Raw genomic sequence first — 18,666 nt, forward strand, 5'->3', positions numbered from 1 at the left:
GCTTCACGACACCTTTGGGCAATGGCTGATACGCGGGTCCAGGTAGGGGTAGAGCAGATCGACCAGCAGGTTGATGACCACGAACGCCGCTGCCGAAACGCTGACGATCGCCAGCACCACCGGGATGTCCTGGCGCAGCACCGCTTCCTGCGCCAGGCGTCCGACGCCATTGCGCGAAAAGATGGTCTCCACCAGCACCGCCCCCGACACCGTGTTGCCCACCTGCAGGCCGACCAGGGTGAGAATCGGCAGGGCGGCGTTGCGCAGGCCATGGCGCGCCTGCACCTGCGCACGGCTCAGGCCCTTGGCGAATGCGGTGACGATATAGGGCTCTTGCCACACGCCCTGAAAGCCACGCTGCAGTACTTGGGCGTACACCGCAGCGCTGGGGATCGCCAGGGTCACGGCGGGCAACACCAGGCTGTCGAAGCCATTGCTGCCGGTGGCCGGAAACCAGCCCAGGCCGAAGGCAAAGACCTGGATCAACAGCAGGCCCATCCAGAACACCGGCACCGAAAAGCCCAGCGAGGGCAGCCGGCTCAGCGCGGTTTTCAGTGGCCGCCATTGCAGGTAGGCGGTCAGGTAGCCCAGGCCGATTCCTCCCAGCAACGACAAGACGATGGCCAGCCCGGCCAGGGCCAAGGTCTGCGGCAGGCGTTCGGCCAGCAGCGCGGTGACCGGCCGGTTGAGTGACAGTGAGTGGCCCAGATCACCGTGCAGCGCCCGCCACAGCAGGTCGGCATATTGCTGCCACAGGCCCTGGTCGAGGCCATAGTAGGCGCGGGCCTTGGCCAGGTCTTCGGCGGACAGTCCGTCGGCCTCCATGCCCGAGGCGCTGAGCATGATCGACAGCGTGTCACCGGGCAGCAGGTAGAGAATCAGGTACGTCACGGTGTAGGCGCCCCACAGCACCAGCAGCGCCTGCCCGATGCGGCCGATCAGGTAGCGTTTCATGGCTGCTTGACCTGTATGTCGTTGAGCAGGGCGAAGCCTTCGGCGGTCCAGCGAAAGCCTTGCACGCGCGGCGCCGTGGCCGCCTGCCAGACCCGCTCGTACAGCGGGAAGGCCGCCGCCTGGTCGAGCAGCAGGTCTTGCAACTGGCCATAGGCCTCGGCGCGCTGGGCGTCGCTGGTGGCGGTGATGCCGCGATCGAACAGCGCCTTGGCCGCTTCCAGGGTCTGCGGTTCGTAGGTATTGGTGGCCAGGGTGGCGCTGTTGGCAGCGCGCGGATCGAGAATGGTCTGCAGGATGATCGGGTCGGCGCGGGTCATGTAGGTAGAGGTCAGGTCGTAGTTGCCCGAGGCGTTGCCGGCCACCCACTCGGCGCGGGTCAGCACGTTGAGCTTCAGATCGATGCCGACCTTGCGCAGTTGGTCTTGCACCAGCACGTCGCCGGCGCTCTCGGCAGGCGAGAGGTTGTAGCGCAGGCTCAGGCGTTTGCCGTCTTTGTAGCGGTAGCCATCGCTGCCGGTGTGCCAGCCGGCATCCTCAAGCAAACGCTCGGCGCCGCGTGGGTCGTAGGCGAGCTTGTCGCCCTGGGCCTTGAAGTACGGCGTGGTGACGTCGTACACGCCGCTGACCACCGGAAACTCTGCGTTGTACACGGTGTGTGCATAGCTGCTGCGGTCAATGGCCTTTTGCAGGGCCAGGCGCACCTGGCGGTCGGCCAGTACGCGGCCGTTGCGCGTGTTGGGGTAGAGGTTCAGCGCAGGGCCGGGCAGCGAGCGGCTCTGGATGCTCGCACCCTTCGATTGCAGCAGCTTGAGGTCGACCTCGGAAAACGGGTTGCGCGGCCAGAGGATATCGGTCTTGCCTTGCAGGAACAGGCCGTTGCGCACGCTCTCTTCCGGGGTGTAGCTGATGTTCACCACCTCCAGGTGGGCCGCGCCGCGGTTGGCGACATTTGCCGACGGCCAGGCGTAGTCGGGGCGCTTGCGCAACTTTGCGCCGACTTCCGGGGTGTAGTGCTCGAGCACGAACGGGCCGCTGCCGATGATCTGCCCCAGTGAGCGCTGCTGGGCGCTGAGGGCATAGGAAGCCGGCGCGAGAATGCCCAGGTTGGTGGTCGAGGTGGCTTGCAGAAAGCCCGCGTTGGGCCGCGACAGCACCAGGCGCACGGTGAACGGGTCGAGCACCTCGGCGTGGTCGTAACCGGCCAGGTAGGTGGCGCCGAAGGTGGCCGGCAGTTCGCCGGCAAAGGCCTTGTTGCTGTCGAAGGCGGTCTTCACCGCGGCGGCGTCGAAGCGCTCGCCGTTACTGAAGGTCACGTCCTGGCGCAGGGTGAAGGTGTAGCTCAGGGCGTCATCGCTGACAGTCCACGACTGCGCCAGCCAGGGGATGATCTTGCCGGTGAGTGGGTCCTGGTCGGTCAGCGATTCGACCACGTTGCGCAGCAGCACGCGGTGTTCCAGCCAGTAGACCTGGAACGGATCGACGCTGACCAGGGTGGTGTTGTCGCCCCAGAAAGCGATGTTGAGGGTCTGCCCGGCGTCTGTCTCGGCCTGGGGCGAGCAGCCGGCCACGGCCATGGCCAGGGTGCAGCTGGCGAGCAGGTGTTTGAGCGAGAGGCGGTGGGTCATGGCTGCGTCCTGGTACGAAGCGGCGGGGTGGCGCCGCAAAAAGGTCAGAGGGCAAGGGCCAGCAGCGGCGCACATGGTGATGGGCTCAAGCCTGATAATCGCGACCGTGGCGGTCGAGCTGGCGAATCAAGGCGTCCCAGTGCCGCTGAATGCCTTCGCCGTGGCCTTCGGAGAAGCGCTTGGCCTGCTCGTGCACCTTGGCGATCGCCGCGGGCGCTGCGTGCAGCAGGTCAGCATTGCCCCCGGCCTGGGCGGCGATCTGGATGTTGCAGGCGCGCTCCAGGCCATGCAGTTCACGGAAGGCGTGCTCGACGCTGACCCCGCCGGTGAGCAGGCCGTGGTTGCGCAGAATGAAGATGTTGCTCTGGCCCAGATTGGCGACCAGGCGTTCTTGCTCGTCCAGATCCAGCGCCACGCCTTCGTAGTCGTGGTAGGCCACTCGGCTGTAATAGGCCAGCGCGTGCTGGGAGATCGGCAGCAGGCCGGCGCGCTGCGCCGAGACCGCCGCGCCATCGCGGGTGTGGGTATGCAGCACGGCCTTCAGATCGGGGCGGGCGCGGTGGATCGCACTATGGATGACGTAGCCGGCCTGGTTAATGCCCAGCCCCAGCGGGTCATCGATGATGGTGCCATCGACGTCGACCTTGACCAGGTTGGAGGCGGTGATTTCGTCGAATAGCAAGCCGAAGGCGTTGATCAGAAAATGCTCGTCAGGCCCGGGCACACGGGCCGAGAAATGCGTATAGATGTGGTCGGTCCAGCGGAACAGCGCGGCCAGCCGGTAGGCTGCCGCGAGCTTGACCCGCACCTGCCATTCTTCGGCGCTGACACGCTGGCGCAGGTCGGGGGCTTGGCTGGGAACAACAGACAGTGAACTCATGGAAGGCTCCGGAAAGTCAGTAGCCGCGCTGGGCGTCGACCAGGTTGTGCAAAGGCGCCTGCTGGGCGTAGCGGGCGAAGTTGTCGAGAAAACGTTGCAGCAGCAGTTGTGGCCCGTCGGCGCTGATCGCTGCGGTGTGCGGCGATAGGTACACCTGCGGGTGGCGGTACAGCGGATGGCCGTCGGGCAGCGGTTCGGGGTCGCTGACATCGAGGCTGGCGCGGCCAATGCGGCCTTCGTCCAGCGCACCGAGCAGCGCCTGCTGGTCAAGCAGGCCACCCCGGGCGATGTTGATCAGGTGCAGGCCGGGCTTGGCCTGGGCCAGTACGCCGGCGTCGATCAGGCCGCGCGTGGCGGCGGTCAAAGGGGCTGCGAGCACCAGGTGATCGGCGTTGCCGAACAACTCGGCCAGCGTCTCGGCGCGGCTTACCCCAGGCAGCTCGGCGATGGCCTGGCCCGGGCGATTGAGCGCCTGCACCTGCATGCCCAGGGCCAGCGCCTTGTGCGCCAGGGCCTGGCCGATGTGACCGAAACCGAAGATGCCCAGGCGCTGCCCGGCAATGGGCGCCAGCGCGCTCAAGCGCCAGTCGCTGTGCTTGACCCATAGCTGCGGCAGCTGTTTGGCCGCGGCGAAGATCAGCGCCAGGGCGAACTCGCTGACCTGCTGGGCATTGCAGCCCTTGCCGCTGGTCACGGGCAGGCCTTCGAGCAGCCACTGCGGGTAGCCGTCGATGCCGGCGGAGGCGAGCTGCACCCAGCGCAGCGACCACGGCCAGCCCTCCGGCCTCGGCAGTGCGCGATTGCGCAGGTGCAGTGGGCGCACGATCAGCACATCGGCAGGTATATCCGAGGGCAGTTGGTCTGGGGCAAGGTCGAGCACCTGATGCTCAGGCAGTTGCGCGCGCAATGCGGCGTTGGCAGCGGCGTCCAATTGGCTGGCGATGATCGAGCGGCTCATGGGCGGGCGCCCTCTAATGTGGCGCGGCCGCGCTGGGCGAACACCACATCGTCCTGGGGCGTGTGGATACGGCTGCAGAGCACGTCGCGCAGGTGCCGCTCCAACGGATTGCCGCGCGAAAGCCCGGGGTTGCCGGCAGCCTCGACGGCCAACTGCACCGCCTCGATGGCCTGGCTGCACACCCGTTGCTTGAGCTGCCCGGCATGCACGGCAGGCACCAGGCCGGCGACCGCGGCGTCGAGCAAGGTACGGTTGTTGAACAGCAAGGTATCGATACGCCCGGCCAGTTCCTCGAACCGCGGCAGGCTCGCCAGCGCAGCGCTGAGGTTGCTCGGCACGCGTCGGTGCAGAAAGCCCAGCAGCCAGTCGCGCGCGGCCTGGGCCACGCCGTCGTACAGCGCCGGCAGCAGGGTCGACATCCACAGCAGCGTCTCGCTGTCGAATTCGGCGCGTGGCGCGCTGGCCGGACTCACCGCCACGGCATGCTCGAGGGGAATCAGCACGTCATCGAACTGTACTTCATGGCTGCAGGTGACGCGCATGCCCAGGTGGTCCCAAGCCTCGATGATGCGGATGCCGGGGCTGTCGCGGTGCACCAGGAAGCCGCCGACCAGCGGGTCTGCATCATCGCTGCGCGCCCACACCAGGTACCAGCTCAAGCCGTAGCTGCCGGTGGAATACAGCTTGCGCCCCGACAGACGCCAGCCCTCGGCGCTGCGCCGCGCGAGGGTTGCCGGCAGGCCGCCGCGGGCCGGGGTGCCCAGTTCGGGCTCGACGCGAAAGGCATTGATCAGCGCGCCGTGCGCCACCGCTTCGCGGGCCAGGCGCTGGCGCAGGTGCAGCGGCCAGCGCGTGTCGTCCTGCAAGCGCAGGTGCTGCAGGTACTGCATGACTACGATCAGCGCGCTGGCCGGGTCGCCCTTGCCGATGGCCGCAACGAAGCGGCGCGCGGTTGCCAAGTCGGCGCCCGCGCCGCCCAGGGCAGTCGGCACGGTCAGCGCAAGCAGACCGTGCTGGTGCAGCAAAGCGATATTGTCGGCAGGAAATTCGCCGCTGCGGTCGTAGCGCTCGGCGTTGGCGGTCAGCGCCTGAGTCAGCTCGGCCAGGGCGGCGTCGGAAGGGGCATAACGCATGGAGTCCATCCTGGAATACGGGGTTGCTTAAGACCGTATTCTTCTGAATGGATGCTGTAAAAGTCTTTTTACTTCTAAGCTAATTATTTGTTTATAGAATCAAATACAAGTTTGTTAATGCAAAACTTTTATTTAGTCGGGCTGGCCGCAGCGCCGTCGAGCAAGCGCCCGGCAATGCTGCCGAACAGCTCCACCGGTTCTTGCAGGTTGCCCAGATAGCGCGGATGGAACAGCCACAGGTCGACCTGCGGCTTGAAGTCACTGACCTGCAGCACGTCCAGCTGATCGCGGTGGCGGCTGGCTTGCAGCAACGGTTCGGGTACCAGGCCCAGGCCTTGCCCGTTGGCGACCAGGCCCAGCTGCAGGTCGGTGCCGAAGGTTTCCAGGTTGATCGCAAGGCTCAGCCCCTGTTCGCTCAGGGCGCGTTGCAAACCGGCGCGAAAGCCGCAGCCGTCGGGATTCAGAACCCAGCCCTGGCTGTAGCAGTCCTTGAGCTTGTAGCTGCGTTTAAGCGCGCTGCCCTTGGCGGCGACCACCCGCAGCGGCATGCGCATCAGCGACTGGCTGGCAATGCCTTCGGGGAAGATCTTGCCGGCCGGGAACAGTGCTGCGGCGGCGTCCAGTTCGGCGTTTTCCATGCTTGCGATCAGGCTGCTGCCCCAGCCGCTGGTGACCTGGGTGCGCAACGCCGGATAACGCTCGCGCAACTGCCCGAGGGCATCGAGCAGCAGCACATCGCCCAGAGTCTGCGGCACGCCCAGACGCAAGGTGCCCGACGGCGCCCCGTCATTGGCCACCAGTTCGTGCAAGGCGTCGATCTCGCGCAGGATCGCCTTGCACTGCTCGAACACGCGCACGCCCATCGGCGTCGGCTTGAGCGGCTTGGTGTGGCGGTCGAGGAGGGTGGCACCGAGGTCTTCCTCGAAGTTCTGCACGCGCCGGGTAATGGCCGGCTGGGTCAGTTGCAGCGCTTCGGCGGCAAGATTGGTCGACTGGCAGCGGATGACCGCCACGAAGGCGTCCATGTCATCGATTTTCATATTCGGCGCTCACATAGTGGCGAGGGGGGACATACCTGCGCAGCATAATGGCGCGCGCGCCAGTTGTCACAGTTCGCGCCGTTCAGCGCGCCTTGCGCAAGGTCAGGTTGATGCGCCGGGCGCCCATGCGCGGGTGCTCGCCTGGCTTGATCGGCAGCACGCCATGGAACCGCAGGCGGTCATCGCCGCCCCACACCAGCACATCGCCATGGTTCAGCGGCACCCGCTGGGTGGCCTCGTTGCGCGCGTGGCCGCCGAGCAGGAATACGGCCGGCAGGCCCAGGGAAATCGACACGATGGGCTGGCTGAAGTCGCGCTCATTGCGATCCTGATGCAGCGACAGCCGGGTGCCGGGCAGGTAGTGGTTGATCAGGCAGGTGTCGGCCAGGAAGTTCTCGAAGCCTGCCGCCAGGGCCGCTTGCGCGGCCACTTCCACCAGCAGCGCTGGCAACGCCGGCCAGGGCGCGCCGGTCAGCGGGTCGTGCTCGGTGTAGCGGTAGCCACGCGCGTCGCTGATCCAGCCAAGCGTTCCGCAATTGCTCACGGGCACGCCAATGGCCTGGCCGCCTGGGGTGCTCATGTGCCGAAATGGCGCGGCGCGCAGCACCGGGCGCAGGACGTCGAGCAGGCTCTCGACGCGCTCCAGAACCAGGCCCGGCAGCAGCACGGTGTGGCTCGCCAGGCGCTGGGTCTGGCCGCCGAACAGGTCGAGATCGGACTGGATCATGGTCGGATGATGACGGCTGAAAGGGTCGCCAGTGTAACCCGGCGTATCGCGTGGCCCTATACCTGAGCGGCCCGCTGGGGCTTGGCGCGACCGGTGGCTAAAGGTGCAACCGCTGCTCGGAGAGGGCTTCGCAAGCGCCCTCAATGGGTGCACAATCGCGCCCCTCTTTTTCGGTTGGGCTGGCGCGACCCCCGTGTTTCGCCATGCTCAGCCTGTTGCAGTCTTGCGAGTGGAGTTGCACCCGGAATGAATGAGCAGGCCCCAAGCGTTGAACAACAATACCAATCGACCCCTACAGAGCTGGCCAGTTGGTCCCGTCAAGACACCACCTGGATGCTCGGCCTGTTCGGCACCGCCATCGGTGCCGGCACCCTGTTTCTACCCATCAATGCCGGTCTCGGTGGTTTTTGGCCGCTGCTGATCCTGTCGCTGCTGGCGCTGCCGATGACCTACTTCGCCCACCGTGGCCTGACCCGCTTCGTGCTCTCGGGGCGCAGCGGTGACATCACCAAGGTGGTCGAGGAGCATTTCGGCCTCACCGCAGGCGCTGTCATCACCGTGCTGTATTTCTTCGCCATCTTCCCCATCCTGCTGATCTACAGCGTGGCGCTGACCAACACCGTCGCCAGCGTGATGGAGCACCAGTTGCACATGCAGGCGCCGCCCCGCGCACTGCTGGCCTTCGTGCTGATTCTGGGCCTGCTGGCCATCGTGCGCTGCGGTGAAGCGGCCACGGTCAAGGTCATGAGCCTGCTGGTCTATCCCTTCATCGTCGCCCTGGCGCTGCTGGGCCTGTACCTGATTCCTCACTGGACCGGCGGCATCCTGGAAACCGCGCACCAGGTGCCGAGCGGCTCGGCCTTCCTGCACACCGTGTGGCTGGCGATTCCGGTGATGGTGTTCTCGTTCAACCATTCGCCGATCATCTCGGCCTTCGCCGTCGACCAGAAGCGCCGCTATGGCGAGCACGCCGACGAGCGCAGCGGCCAGGTGCTGATGCGCGCGCACCTGCTGATGGTGGCGATGGTGCTGTTCTTCGTCTTCAGCTGCGTGCTGACCCTCGACACCGCGCAGCTGGCCGAAGCCAAGGCGCAGAACCTGTCGATTCTGTCGTACCTGGCCAACCACCTGGAAAACCCGATCATTCGCTTCGTCGCGCCGCTAATCGCCTTCGTCGCCATCGCCAAGTCGTTCCTGGGCCACTACATCGGCGCCAGCGAGGGCCTCAAGGGCATGCTGACCAAGGCTGGCGTGCGTAGCGGCGAGAAGACCCTCGACCGCGTGGTCGCCGGCCTGATGCTGGTGGTGTGCTGGATCGTCGCCACCCTCAACCCAAGCATCCTGAGCATGATCGAATCGTTCGGCGGGCCGATCATCGCCGTGCTGCTGTTCCTCATGCCGATGTACGCGATCCGCAGCGTGCCGTCGATGCGCAAGTACAGCGGGGCGATGTCCAATGTGTTCGTCACCCTGGTGGGTCTGGTGGCGTTGACCTCGGTGGTGTATGGGTTGGTGAGCTGAGGGCTGGGTTGGAGTCGGGCGAAAATCTTCACGACGTGAAGATTTTCGCGGCTCGATCCGGCGCAACAATTTCACCCCTGCCCCATAGGCACTCGTCCGGCTTCATGCTTAACTCCTCGTCCTCTTCAACTGTGCAAAAGGAACCCGTTCCATGGCTCAAGTCACCCTCAAAGGCAACCCGGTCCAGGTCAACGGCGAACTGCCTCAGGTCGGTGCCCAGGCACCTGCGTTCAAGCTGGTCGGTGAAGGTCTGGCGGACGTTTCGCTGGCCGATTTCGCCGGCAAGCGCAAAGTGCTGAACATCTTCCCAAGCGTCGATACCCCGACCTGCGCCACCTCGGTACGCAAGTTCAACGCCCAGGCCAACGACGTGGCCAACACCGTGATTCTTTGCGTGTCCGCCGACCTGCCGTTCGCCCAGGCGCGTTTCTGCGGTGCCGAAGGTCTGGACAACGTCAAGAACCTCTCGACCCTGCGTGGCGCCGAGTTCCTGCAAAACTACGGCGTCGCCATTGCCGAGGGTCCGCTGGCCGGCCTGGCTGCGCGCGCGGTAGTGGTGCTCGATGAGCACGATAAAGTGCTGCACAGCGAACTGGTCGCCGAAGTCGGCAGCGAGCCGAACTACGACGCGGCGCTGGCTGTCCTGAAGTAAGCCGGGCAGGGCAGGCCCCCAGGGTTTGCCGACACATCAGGTAGCACACCAAGACGGCCTGGAAGCCATTCCAGGCCGTTTTCATTTAAAGTGCCCAGCGCCGATTGCGTCTGGCGTGGGTAAAGGCGCTGTAAAGGGCCTTTGCTAAACCCCTCGCAATGCTTATCGTTCACACCTCCCGACACCGCCGTCTCTCGAACAAGGTCTGTTCAACCCATGCAAGCTCCCGTCTCCCGCTCCCCTCGTCGCTGGCTTATCGGCCTGCTGATCCTGCTACTGGTGGCCGTGCTGGCCTGGTGGCTGTGGCCTGCCGAGGCGGACAAGGCGCCAAAAGCCGGGGGCCGGCCAGGCTTCGGCGGCTCGGCCGAGGCTGTGCCTGTGCGTGTCGAACCTGCGCGCAAGGAAGACTTCCCGCTGTATTACAAGGCCCTGGGCACGGTCACTGCCACTAACACGGTGAACGTGCGCAGTCGCGTCTCGGGCGAGCTGGTGAAGATCCACTTCCAGGAAGGCCAGCAGGTCAAGGCCGGTGATCTGCTTGCGGAAATCGACCCGCGCAGCTACCGCATCGCCTTGCAGCAGGCCGAAGGCACGCTGGCGCAGAACCAGGCACAACTGAAAAATGCCCAGGTCGATGTCGCCCGCTATAAAGGCCTGTACCAGGAAGACAGCATCGCCAAGCAGACCCTCGACACCGCCGAAGCGCAGCTCGCGCAATTCCAGGGCCTGATCAAGACCAATCAGGCCGCGGTCAGCGATGCTCGCCTGAACCTTGAATTCACCCAGATCCGCGCCCCCATCAGCGGCCGCGTCGGCCTGCGTCAGCTCGATCTGGGCAACCTGGTGGCGGCCAATGACACCGCGGCCATCGCCGTGATCACCCAGACCCAGCCGATCAACGTCGCCTTCACCCTGCCGGAAACCGAACTGAGCACGGTGCTCGAGCGCTACCGCAGCGGCGCCAGCCTGCCGGTCGAGGCCTGGGACCGCGCCGAAACCAAGCAGCAAGCCACCGGCGTACTGGCCAGCCCCGATAACCAGATCGACACCAGCACCGGCACCCTGAAGTTCAAGGCGCGCTTCGAAAACCGTGACCAGGCGCTGTTCCCTAACCAGTTCGTCAACGTCCGCCTGCTCGCCGACACCCTCAAGCAGGTGGTGGTGGCCCCGGCTGCGGCCATTCAGTTCGGCACCGACGGCACCTTCGCCTACGTGGTCAATGCCGACAGCAAGATCAGCGTGCGCCCGCTCAAGGTCGGCCCCAGCGATGGCGAGCAGAGCGTGATCCTAGACGGCCTGGCGGCAGGCGACCGCCTGGTGCTCGAAGGCACCGACCGCCTGCGTGAAGGCACCGTGGTCGAAGTGGTCGAAGACAGCTCGCAAGTGCCTGCAGGTCCAGGCCAGCAACTGCAAGGCAAGGACAGCGACAGCGCGGCGCAGCCGGCCGATGCAGCGAAGGCGGGTGCATGAACCTCTCGCGCCTGTTCATCCTGCGGCCGGTCGCCACCACGCTGAGCATGCTGGCGATCGTCCTCGCCGGGTTGATCGCCTACAAGCTGTTGCCGGTGTCGGCCCTGCCGCAGGTCGATTACCCGACCATCCGCGTCATGACCCTGTACCCCGGGGCCAGCCCGCAGGTCATGACCAGCGCCGTCACCGCGCCCCTGGAGCGTCAGTTCGGGCAGATGCCGGGCCTCACCCAGATGGCCTCGACCAGCTCGGGCGGGGCCTCGGTGCTGACCCTGCGCTTTAGCCTCGACGTCAACATGGACGTCGCAGAGCAGCAGGTGCAGGCCGCCATCAACGCCGCCAGCAACCTGTTGCCCAGCGACCTGCCGGCGCCGCCGGTGTACAACAAGGTCAACCCGGCCGACACCCCGGTGCTGACCCTGGCGATTTCCTCCAAGACCCTGCCACTGCCCAAACTCAACGACCTGGTCGACACCCGCGTGGCGCAGAAAATCGCCCAGATCAGCGGTGTGGGCATGGTCAGCATCGCCGGCGGCCAGCGCCAGGCGGTGCGCATCAAGGTCAATGTCGAAGCCCTGGCCGCGGCCGGGCTGAATCTTGAAGATGTACGCACCCTGGTCGGTGCCTCCAACGTCAACCAGCCCAAGGGCAACTTCGACGGCCCGACCCGGGTGTCGATGCTCGATGCCAACGACCAGCTGCGCTCGCCCGAGGAATACGCCAACCTCATCCTCACCTACAAGAACGGCGCGCCGCTGCGCCTGAAGGACGTCGCCGAAATCGTCGACGGCGCGGAAAACGAACGTCTCGCCGCCTGGGCCAACGAGAATCAGGCAGTGCTGCTGAACATCCAGCGCCAGCCAGGGGCCAACGTCATCGAGGTGGTCGACCGTATCAAGGCGATGCTGCCGTCGATCACCGACAACCTGCCGGCCGGGCTGGATGTCAGCGTACTCACCGACCGCACCCAGACCATCCGCGCGGCGGTCACCGATGTGCAGCACGAGCTGTTGATCGCCATCGTGCTGGTGGTGATGGTCACCTTCGTGTTCCTGCGCCGGGTCAGCGCCACGATCATCCCCTCGATTGCCGTGCCGCTGTCGCTGATCGGCACCTTCGGCGTGATGTACCTGGCCGGTTTCTCGATCAACAACCTCACGCTGATGGCGCTGACCATCGCCACAGGCTTTGTGGTCGACGACGCCATCGTCATGCTGGAAAACATCTCGCGGCATCTGGAGGAGGGCGAGACGCCGCTGCAGGCAGCGCTCAAGGGCGCTCGGCAGATCGGCTTCACTCTGATTTCGCTGACCCTGTCGCTGATCGCCGTATTGATTCCGCTGCTGTTCATGGCCGATGTGGTCGGGCGTCTGTTCCGTGAGTTCGCCATTACCCTGGCGGTGGCGATTCTGATTTCCCTGGTGGTGTCGCTGACCTTGACGCCGATGATGTGCGCGCGGCTGCTCAAGCCCGAGCCCAAGGAGCACGAGCAGGGGCGCTTCTACCGCGCCAGCGGGGCGTGGATCGACTGGCTGATCGCACGCTACTCCAGCGCCCTGACCTGGGTGCTGCGTCACCAGCCGCTGACCCTGCTGGTGGCCATCGGCAGCCTGGTGCTCACCGTGGTGCTGTACCTGATGGTGCCCAAGGGCTTCTTCCCGGTGCAGGACACCGGGGTCATCCAGGGCATCTCCGAAGCGCCCCAGGCCACCTCGTTCGCCGCCATGAGCGAACGCCAGCAGGCGCTGAGCCGGCTGATCCTGAAAGACCCGGCGGTACAGAGCCTGTCGTCCTACATTGGCGTGGACGGCGACAACGCCACGCTCAACAGCGGCCGCCTGCTGATCAACCTCAAGCCCCATGCCGCGCGCGACGAAACGGCGGTGGAGGTCATCAACCGCCTGCAACCGCAGCTCGACAAACTGGTGGGCATTCGCCTGTACATGCAGCCGGTGCAAGACCTGTCCATCGAGGACCGGGTCAGCCGCACCCAGTACCAGTTCAGTCTGTCGTCACCCGATGCCGAGATGCTCGCGCAGTGGAGCGGCAAGCTGGTCCAGGCCCTGCAACAGCGCGCCGAACTCACCGACGTCGCCAGCGACCTGCAAGACCAGGGCTTGCAGGTGTACCTCAACATCGACCGCGACAAGGCCAGCCGCCTGGGCATCACCGCCGCGCAGATCACCAGCGCGCTGTATGACGCCTTCGGTCAGCGGCAGATTTCCACCATCTACACCCAGGCCAGCCAGTACCGCGTGGTGTTGCAGGCCCAGAATGCCAGCAGCGGCGGCCTGCAGGCGCTCGACTCGATTCACGTCAAGGCGGCCGATGGCGGGCAAGTGCGCCTTTCCGCGCTGGCCCAGGTCGAGCAGCGCCAGGCGGCGCTGGCGATTTCCCACATCGGCCAATTCCCGGCGGTGATGATGTCGTTCAACCTCGCCGACGGCGTGTCGCTGGGCGAGGCGGTCAAGGTGATCGGCGAAGTCGAGCAGCAAATCGGCCTGCCGATTGGGGTGCAGACCCGCTTCCAGGGCGCCGCCGAGGCGTTCCAGGCCTCGCTGTCGAGCACCTTGCTGCTGATTCTGGCCGCCCTGGTGACCATGTACATCGTGCTGGGCGTGCTCTACGAGAGCTACATCCACCCGGTGACGATTCTCTCGACCCTGCCATCGGCTGCGGTGGGCGCCTTGCTCGCGCTGCTGATCAGTGGCAATGATCTGGGTATGATCGCCATCATCGGCATCATTCTGCTGATCGGCATCGTCAAGAAGAACGCGATCATGATGATCGACTTCGCCCTGGAGGCCGAACGCAATCAAGGCATGGCCCCGCGTGAGGCGATCTACCAGGCCGCGCTTCTGCGCTTTCGGCCGATTCTGATGACCACCCTGGCGGCGCTGTTCGGTGCCATACCGCTGATGCTCGCCAGTGGCTCGGGCGCCGAGCTGCGCCAACCGCTGGGCCTGGTGATGGTCGGCGGGCTGCTGGTCAGCCAGGTGCTGACGCTGTTCACCACGCCGGTGATCTACCTGTACTTCGACCGCCTGGCGCAGCGCTGGCGGCGACGCGCGGCGGCGCAGCAGGCGCAGGCATGAACCTGTCGGCGCCGTTCATTCGTCGCCCGGTGGCGACGCTGCTGCTGAGCCTGGCGATCATGCTGCTGGGCGGCGTCAGCTTCGGCCTGTTGCCGGTTTCGCCGCTGCCGCAGTTGGATTTTCCGGTGATCGTGGTGCAGGCCAACCTGCCCGGGGCCAGCCCCGAGGTGATGGCCGCCACCGTCGCCACGCCGCTGGAGCGCAAGCTGGGGAGCATCGCCGGGGTCGATACGCTCACCAGCAACTCCAACCAGGGCTCGACCCGGGTGATCATCGGTTTCGACCAGGGCCGCGACATCAACGCCGCCGCCCGCGAGGTGCAGGCGGCCATCAACGCGGCGCGCAACCTGCTGCCCAGCGGTATGCGCAGCATGCCCACCTACAAGAAGATCAACCCGTCGCAGGCGCCGATCATGGTGCTGTCGCTGACGTCAGACGTGTTGCAGAAGGGCCAGTTGTACGACTTGGCCGACACCATCCTGTCGCAGAGCCTGGCCCAGGTCAGCGGCGTTGGCGAAGTGCAGATCGGCGGCAGCTCGCTGCCGGCGGTGCGCATCACCCTTGAGCCGCAATTGCTCAACCAGTACGGCCTGGCGCTGGATGAGGTACGCACTGCGGTATCCAACGCCAACCAGCGCCGGCCCATGGGTTTTGTCGAGGATGCCGAGCGCAACTGGCAGGTGCGGGCCAACGACCAGTTGGGCATGGCCAAGGATTATGAATCGCTGGTGATTCGCCAGAAGGACGGGGCGATTCTGCGCCTGTCCGATGTCGCCACGGTCAGCGACGGGGTCGAGAACCGCTACAACAGTGGCTTCTTCAACGACCGTGCGGCGGTGCTGCTGGTGGTCAACCGGCAGACCGGCGCCAACATCATCGAGACCGTCGAGCAGATCAAGCAGCAATTGCCGGCATTGCAATCGCTGTTGCCGGCCAGTGTGCAACTGAACGTTGCCATGGACCGCTCGCCGGTGATCAAGGCCACCTTGCAGGAAGCCGAGCACACCTTGCTGATCGCCGTGGCGCTGGTGATTCTGGTGGTCTACCTGTTCCTCGGCAACCTGCGCGCTTCGTTGATTCCAAGCCTGGCAGTGCCGGTGTCACTGGTCGGTACTTTCGCAGTGATGTACCTGTGCGGTTTTTCGCTGAACAACCTGTCGCTGATGGCGCTGATCCTGGCCACCGGGCTGGTGGTGGATGACGCCATCGTGGTGCTGGAGAACATTTCCCGCCACATCGAGAACGGCGAAAAGCCGTTGCAGGCGGCCTTCCTAGGGGCCAAGGAGGTCGGCTTCACCTTGCTCTCGATGAACGTCTCGCTGGTGGCGGTGTTCGTCTCGATCCTGTTCATGGGCGGTATCGTGCGTGGGCTGTTCATGGAGTTCTCGGTCACCTTGGCCGCAGCCATTCTGGTCTCGCTGCTGGTATCGCTGACCCTCACGCCGATGCTCTGCGCACGCTGGCTCAAGCCCCACGAGGCGCAGCGCAACCGCCTGCAACGCTGGAGCGACCGCCAGCATGCGCGCATGGTCGCCGGCTACGACCGTAGCCTGGGCTGGGTGCTGCGCCATCCGAAACTGACCCTGCTCAGCCTGCTGGCGACCATCGTGCTCAACGTCGGTTTGTACGTGATCGTGCCAAAAACACTGATGCCGCAGCAGGACACTGGCCAGTTGATGGGCTTCATTCGCGGGGACGACGGGCTGTCGTTCACGGTCATGCAGCCGAAGATGGAAGCCTATCGCCGAGCGTTGCTGGCCGACCCTGCAGTGCAGAGCGTGGCCGGCTTCATAGGCGGTAACAGCGGCACCAACAACGCCATGGTGCTGGTGCGCTTGAAACCGATCGCCGAGCGCAAGGTCGATGCGCAGAAGGTCATCGAACGCTTGCGCAAAGAGCTGCCCAAGGTGCCCGGCGGGCGCCTGTACCTGATGGCCGACCAGGACCTGCAACTGGGCGGTGGCGGGCGCGACCAGAGCTCGTCGCAATACCTCTACACCCTGCAAAGCGGCGACCTCGTAGCGCTGCGCGAGTGGTTCCCGAAAGTCACCGCGGCGCTGCGTGCGCTGCCCGAGCTGACCGCCATCGACGCCCGTGACGGCGCCGGCACCCAGCAGGTGACACTGGTGGTCGACCGCGACCAGGCCAAGCGCCTGGGCATCGACATGGACATGATCACCACGGTGCTCAACAACGCCTACAGCCAGCGGCAGATCTCGACCATCTATGACGCCCTCAACCAGTACCAGGTGGTGCTGGAGATCAACCCACGCTACGCCTGGGACCCCAGCACCCTCGAGCAGGTGCAGGTGATCACCGCCGAGGGCGCGCGGGTGCCGCTGTCGACCATCGCCCACTACGAGAACACCCTGGCCAACGACCGCGTCAGCCACGAAGACCAGTTCGCCTCAGAAGACATCGCCTTCGATGTCGCCGAAGGCTACAGCCCCGACCAGGCCCTGGCGGCGGTGGAGCGGGCGGTGGCCAAGCTGGGCCTGCCCGAGTCGGTGATCGCCAAGCTCGGCGGCACCGCCGATGCCTTCGCCAAGACCCAGGAAGGCCAGCCGTTCATGATTCTCGGCGCGCTGCTGCTGGTGTACCTGGTGCTGGGCGTGCTCTACGAGAGCTACATTCATCCGCTGACCATCCTCTCGACCTTGCCGTCGGCAGGGGTCGGCGCGTTGCTGGCGCTGTACCTGACCGGCGGCGAATTCAGCCTGATCTCGTTGCTGGGGCTGTTCCTGCTGATCGGCGTGGTGAAGAAGAACGCCATCCTGATGATCGACCTGGCGCTGCAATTCGAGCGCCACGAAGGGTTGTCGCCGGAAGAGTCGATCCGCCGTGCCTGCCTGCTGCGCCTGCGGCCGATCCTGATGACCACCCTGGCGGCGATGCTCGGCGCCTTGCCGTTGCTGCTGAGCACCGCCGAGGGCGCGGAAATGCGCCAGCCGCTAGGCCTGACCATCATCGGCGGCCTGGTCTTCAGCCAGGTCCTGACCCTGTACACGACGCCGGTGGTGTACCTCGCCCTCGACCGCCTGCGCCATCGATTCAACCGTTGGCGCGGTGTGCGCACCGACGCTGCTCTGGAAACCCCGCTATGACCTTCGCCACCACTCCACTTCATCGCCTGCTCAAGCGCCTGGGTGACGGCCGCGGCTCGCGCGTGCTCGGCGCCGGGCTGTGCGTGGTCCTGCTCAGCGCCTGTAGCCTGAGCCCCGACTACCAGCGCCCGGTGCTGGCCACGCCGCTGCAGTTCAAGCACGCCGAAGGCTGGACCCAGGCGCGTCCGGCCGACCACGTTCAGCGCGGGCACTGGTGGGAGCTGTACGACGACGCCCAGCTCAACCAGCTGGTCGACACCCTCAACCGCAGCAACCAGACCGTGGCCCAGTACGAAGCGCAGTACCGTCAGGCCACGGCACTGGTGCGCAGCAGCCGCGGCGCGCTGTTTCCGAGCCTGGATCTGAGCGTCGGCAAGACCCGCTCATCCCAGGGCACCGGCAGCAGCAGCTCGAGCCTGTCGAACAACAGCAGCGGCATCCGCAACACCTACAACGCACAGCTGGGCGTGAGCTGGGAGCTCGACCTGTGGGGCAAGCTGCGCGAGACCCTCAACGCCAACCAGGCCAGCGCCGAGGCGAGCATCGCCGAGCTGGCCTCGATTCGCCTGAGCCTGCAATCGGAGCTGGTGCAGAACTACCTGCAACTGCGCGTCATCGATGCGCAGAAGCGCCTGCTCGAGGCCACGGTGGCGGCCTACCAGCGCTCGTTGCGCATGACCGAAAACCAGTACCGCGCCGGTATTTCCGGGCCCGATGCAGTGGCCCAGGCGCGCACGCAGTTGCACAGCACCGAAGCCGACCTGATCGACCTGGCCTGGCAGCGTGCGCAGTATGAAAATGCCATTGCCGTGCTGTTGGGCCGTGCGCCGGCGGACTTCGCCCTGGCGCCCAGCACGGCAATTCCGGCGCTGCCGAGCGTGCCCATGCAGTTGCCCTCGCAGCTGCTTGAGCGGCGCCCCGACATCGCCGCCGCCGAACGCCGGGTCATGGCCGCCAACGCCAACATCGGCGTGGCCCGCGCGGCGTACTTCCCGGATCTGAGCCTGAGCATGAGCGGTGGCTATTCCAGCAGCAGCTACAGCCGCTGGATCGAGCTGCCCAACCGTTTCTGGTCGGTCGGCCCGTCGCTGGCCATGACCCTGTTCGACGCCGGACGGCGCAGCGCCGAGGTCGACCGCACGGAGGCGGTGTACGACCAGACCGCCGCGCAATACCGGCAAACCGTGCTCGATGGCTTTCGCGAGGTGGAAAACTACCTGGTTCAGTTACGGGTGTACGGCGACGAAGCCGTAGTTCGCCAGCAGGCCCTGGATGCCGCCAGACAATCGCTGCGCCTGACGGAAAACCAGTACAAGGCGGGCCTTATCGGTTACCTGGATGTGGTCAACGTGCAGGCCACGGCGCTCAGCAACGAGCGCAGTGTGCTCAACCTGCTGCAAGGGCGGTTGATTGCCAGTGTGCAGTTGATCGCAGCGCTGGGCGGCGGCTGGGATCAGACCCAGGCCGATGCCGACCGCCAGGCGCTGGAGCCGCGTTGAGGTAGGCC

13 protein-coding genes are annotated in these 18,666 nt (G+C 65.7%); 6 read left to right on the plus strand and 7 right to left on the minus strand.

All coding sequences use genetic code 11. The features are described 5' to 3' along the window. Positions 1 to 3: 3 nt before the first annotated feature. The 7 genes from H618_RS0105520 to alkB form a co-directional block, all read right to left on the minus strand. Complete coding sequence (locus H618_RS0105520) at positions 4 to 954, minus strand: ABC transporter permease (RefSeq protein WP_028694126.1); 951 nt, start codon at positions 952 to 954, stop codon at positions 4 to 6. Beyond that, positions 951 to 2,579, minus strand: coding sequence for an ABC transporter substrate-binding protein (locus H618_RS0105525; RefSeq protein ID WP_028694127.1), 1,629 nt, complete (start codon positions 2,577 to 2,579; stop codon positions 951 to 953). Before H618_RS0105525 ends, H618_RS0105520 begins: the two co-directional genes overlap by 4 nt. A gap of 85 nt (positions 2,580 to 2,664) precedes the next feature. Further along, on the minus strand, positions 2,665 to 3,459 hold the full coding sequence (locus H618_RS0105530; RefSeq protein ID WP_028694128.1) for a class II aldolase/adducin family protein: 795 nt from the start codon (positions 3,457 to 3,459) through the stop codon (positions 2,665 to 2,667). A 16-nt stretch (positions 3,460 to 3,475) separates the two neighbouring features. Beyond that, positions 3,476 to 4,417, minus strand: a complete 942-nt coding sequence (locus tag H618_RS0105535; RefSeq protein WP_028694129.1) for an NAD(P)-dependent oxidoreductase — start codon at positions 4,415 to 4,417, stop codon at positions 3,476 to 3,478. Continuing rightward, complete coding sequence (locus H618_RS0105540) at positions 4,414 to 5,550, minus strand: acyl-CoA dehydrogenase family protein (protein WP_028694130.1); 1,137 nt, start codon at positions 5,548 to 5,550, stop codon at positions 4,414 to 4,416. The genes H618_RS0105535 and H618_RS0105540 overlap by 4 nt, the downstream gene beginning before the upstream one ends. Before the next feature lie 128 nt (positions 5,551 to 5,678). Next, positions 5,679 to 6,590, minus strand: coding sequence for a LysR family transcriptional regulator (locus H618_RS0105545; protein ID WP_028694131.1), 912 nt, complete (start codon positions 6,588 to 6,590; stop codon positions 5,679 to 5,681). Between the two features lie 82 nt (positions 6,591 to 6,672). Beyond that, positions 6,673 to 7,317 carry a DNA oxidative demethylase AlkB gene (gene alkB / locus H618_RS0105550; RefSeq protein ID WP_028694132.1) on the minus strand — a complete coding sequence of 215 codons (645 nt, stop codon included), beginning with the start codon at positions 7,315 to 7,317 and terminating at the stop codon, positions 6,673 to 6,675. 246 nt (positions 7,318 to 7,563) lie between these two features. On the opposite strand from alkB, the gene H618_RS0105555 reads away from it, so the two are divergent. From H618_RS0105555 to H618_RS0105580, 6 genes are all read left to right on the plus strand, one after another. Then, positions 7,564 to 8,838 (plus strand): aromatic amino acid transport family protein, encoded by a 1,275-nt coding sequence (locus H618_RS0105555; RefSeq protein WP_028694133.1) that lies wholly within the window; start codon positions 7,564 to 7,566, stop codon positions 8,836 to 8,838. A gap of 151 nt (positions 8,839 to 8,989) precedes the next feature. Then, on the plus strand, positions 8,990 to 9,490 hold the full coding sequence (gene tpx / locus H618_RS0105560; protein WP_028694134.1) for a thiol peroxidase: 501 nt from the start codon (positions 8,990 to 8,992) through the stop codon (positions 9,488 to 9,490). A 216-nt stretch (positions 9,491 to 9,706) separates the two neighbouring features. Next, positions 9,707 to 10,960: an MdtA/MuxA family multidrug efflux RND transporter periplasmic adaptor subunit gene (locus tag H618_RS0105565; protein ID WP_028694135.1), complete on the plus strand. Its 1,254-nt coding sequence runs from the start codon at positions 9,707 to 9,709 to the stop codon at positions 10,958 to 10,960. Beyond that, positions 10,957 to 14,055: an MdtB/MuxB family multidrug efflux RND transporter permease subunit gene (locus H618_RS0105570; protein ID WP_028694136.1), complete on the plus strand. Its 3,099-nt coding sequence runs from the start codon at positions 10,957 to 10,959 to the stop codon at positions 14,053 to 14,055. Before H618_RS0105565 ends, H618_RS0105570 begins: the two co-directional genes overlap by 4 nt. Further along, positions 14,052 to 17,159 carry an efflux RND transporter permease subunit gene (locus tag H618_RS0105575; protein ID WP_028694137.1) on the plus strand — a complete coding sequence of 1,036 codons (3,108 nt, stop codon included), beginning with the start codon at positions 14,052 to 14,054 and terminating at the stop codon, positions 17,157 to 17,159. Before H618_RS0105570 ends, H618_RS0105575 begins: the two co-directional genes overlap by 4 nt. Then, positions 17,156 to 18,658 (plus strand): efflux transporter outer membrane subunit, encoded by a 1,503-nt coding sequence (locus H618_RS0105580; protein ID WP_028694138.1) that lies wholly within the window; start codon positions 17,156 to 17,158, stop codon positions 18,656 to 18,658. Before H618_RS0105575 ends, H618_RS0105580 begins: the two co-directional genes overlap by 4 nt. Positions 18,659 to 18,666: the final 8 nt, after the last annotated feature.

It is taken from the genome of Pseudomonas cremoricolorata DSM 17059 = NBRC 16634, from assembly GCF_000425745.1.
Classification (GTDB): domain Bacteria; phylum Pseudomonadota; class Gammaproteobacteria; order Pseudomonadales; family Pseudomonadaceae; genus Aquipseudomonas; species Aquipseudomonas cremoricolorata.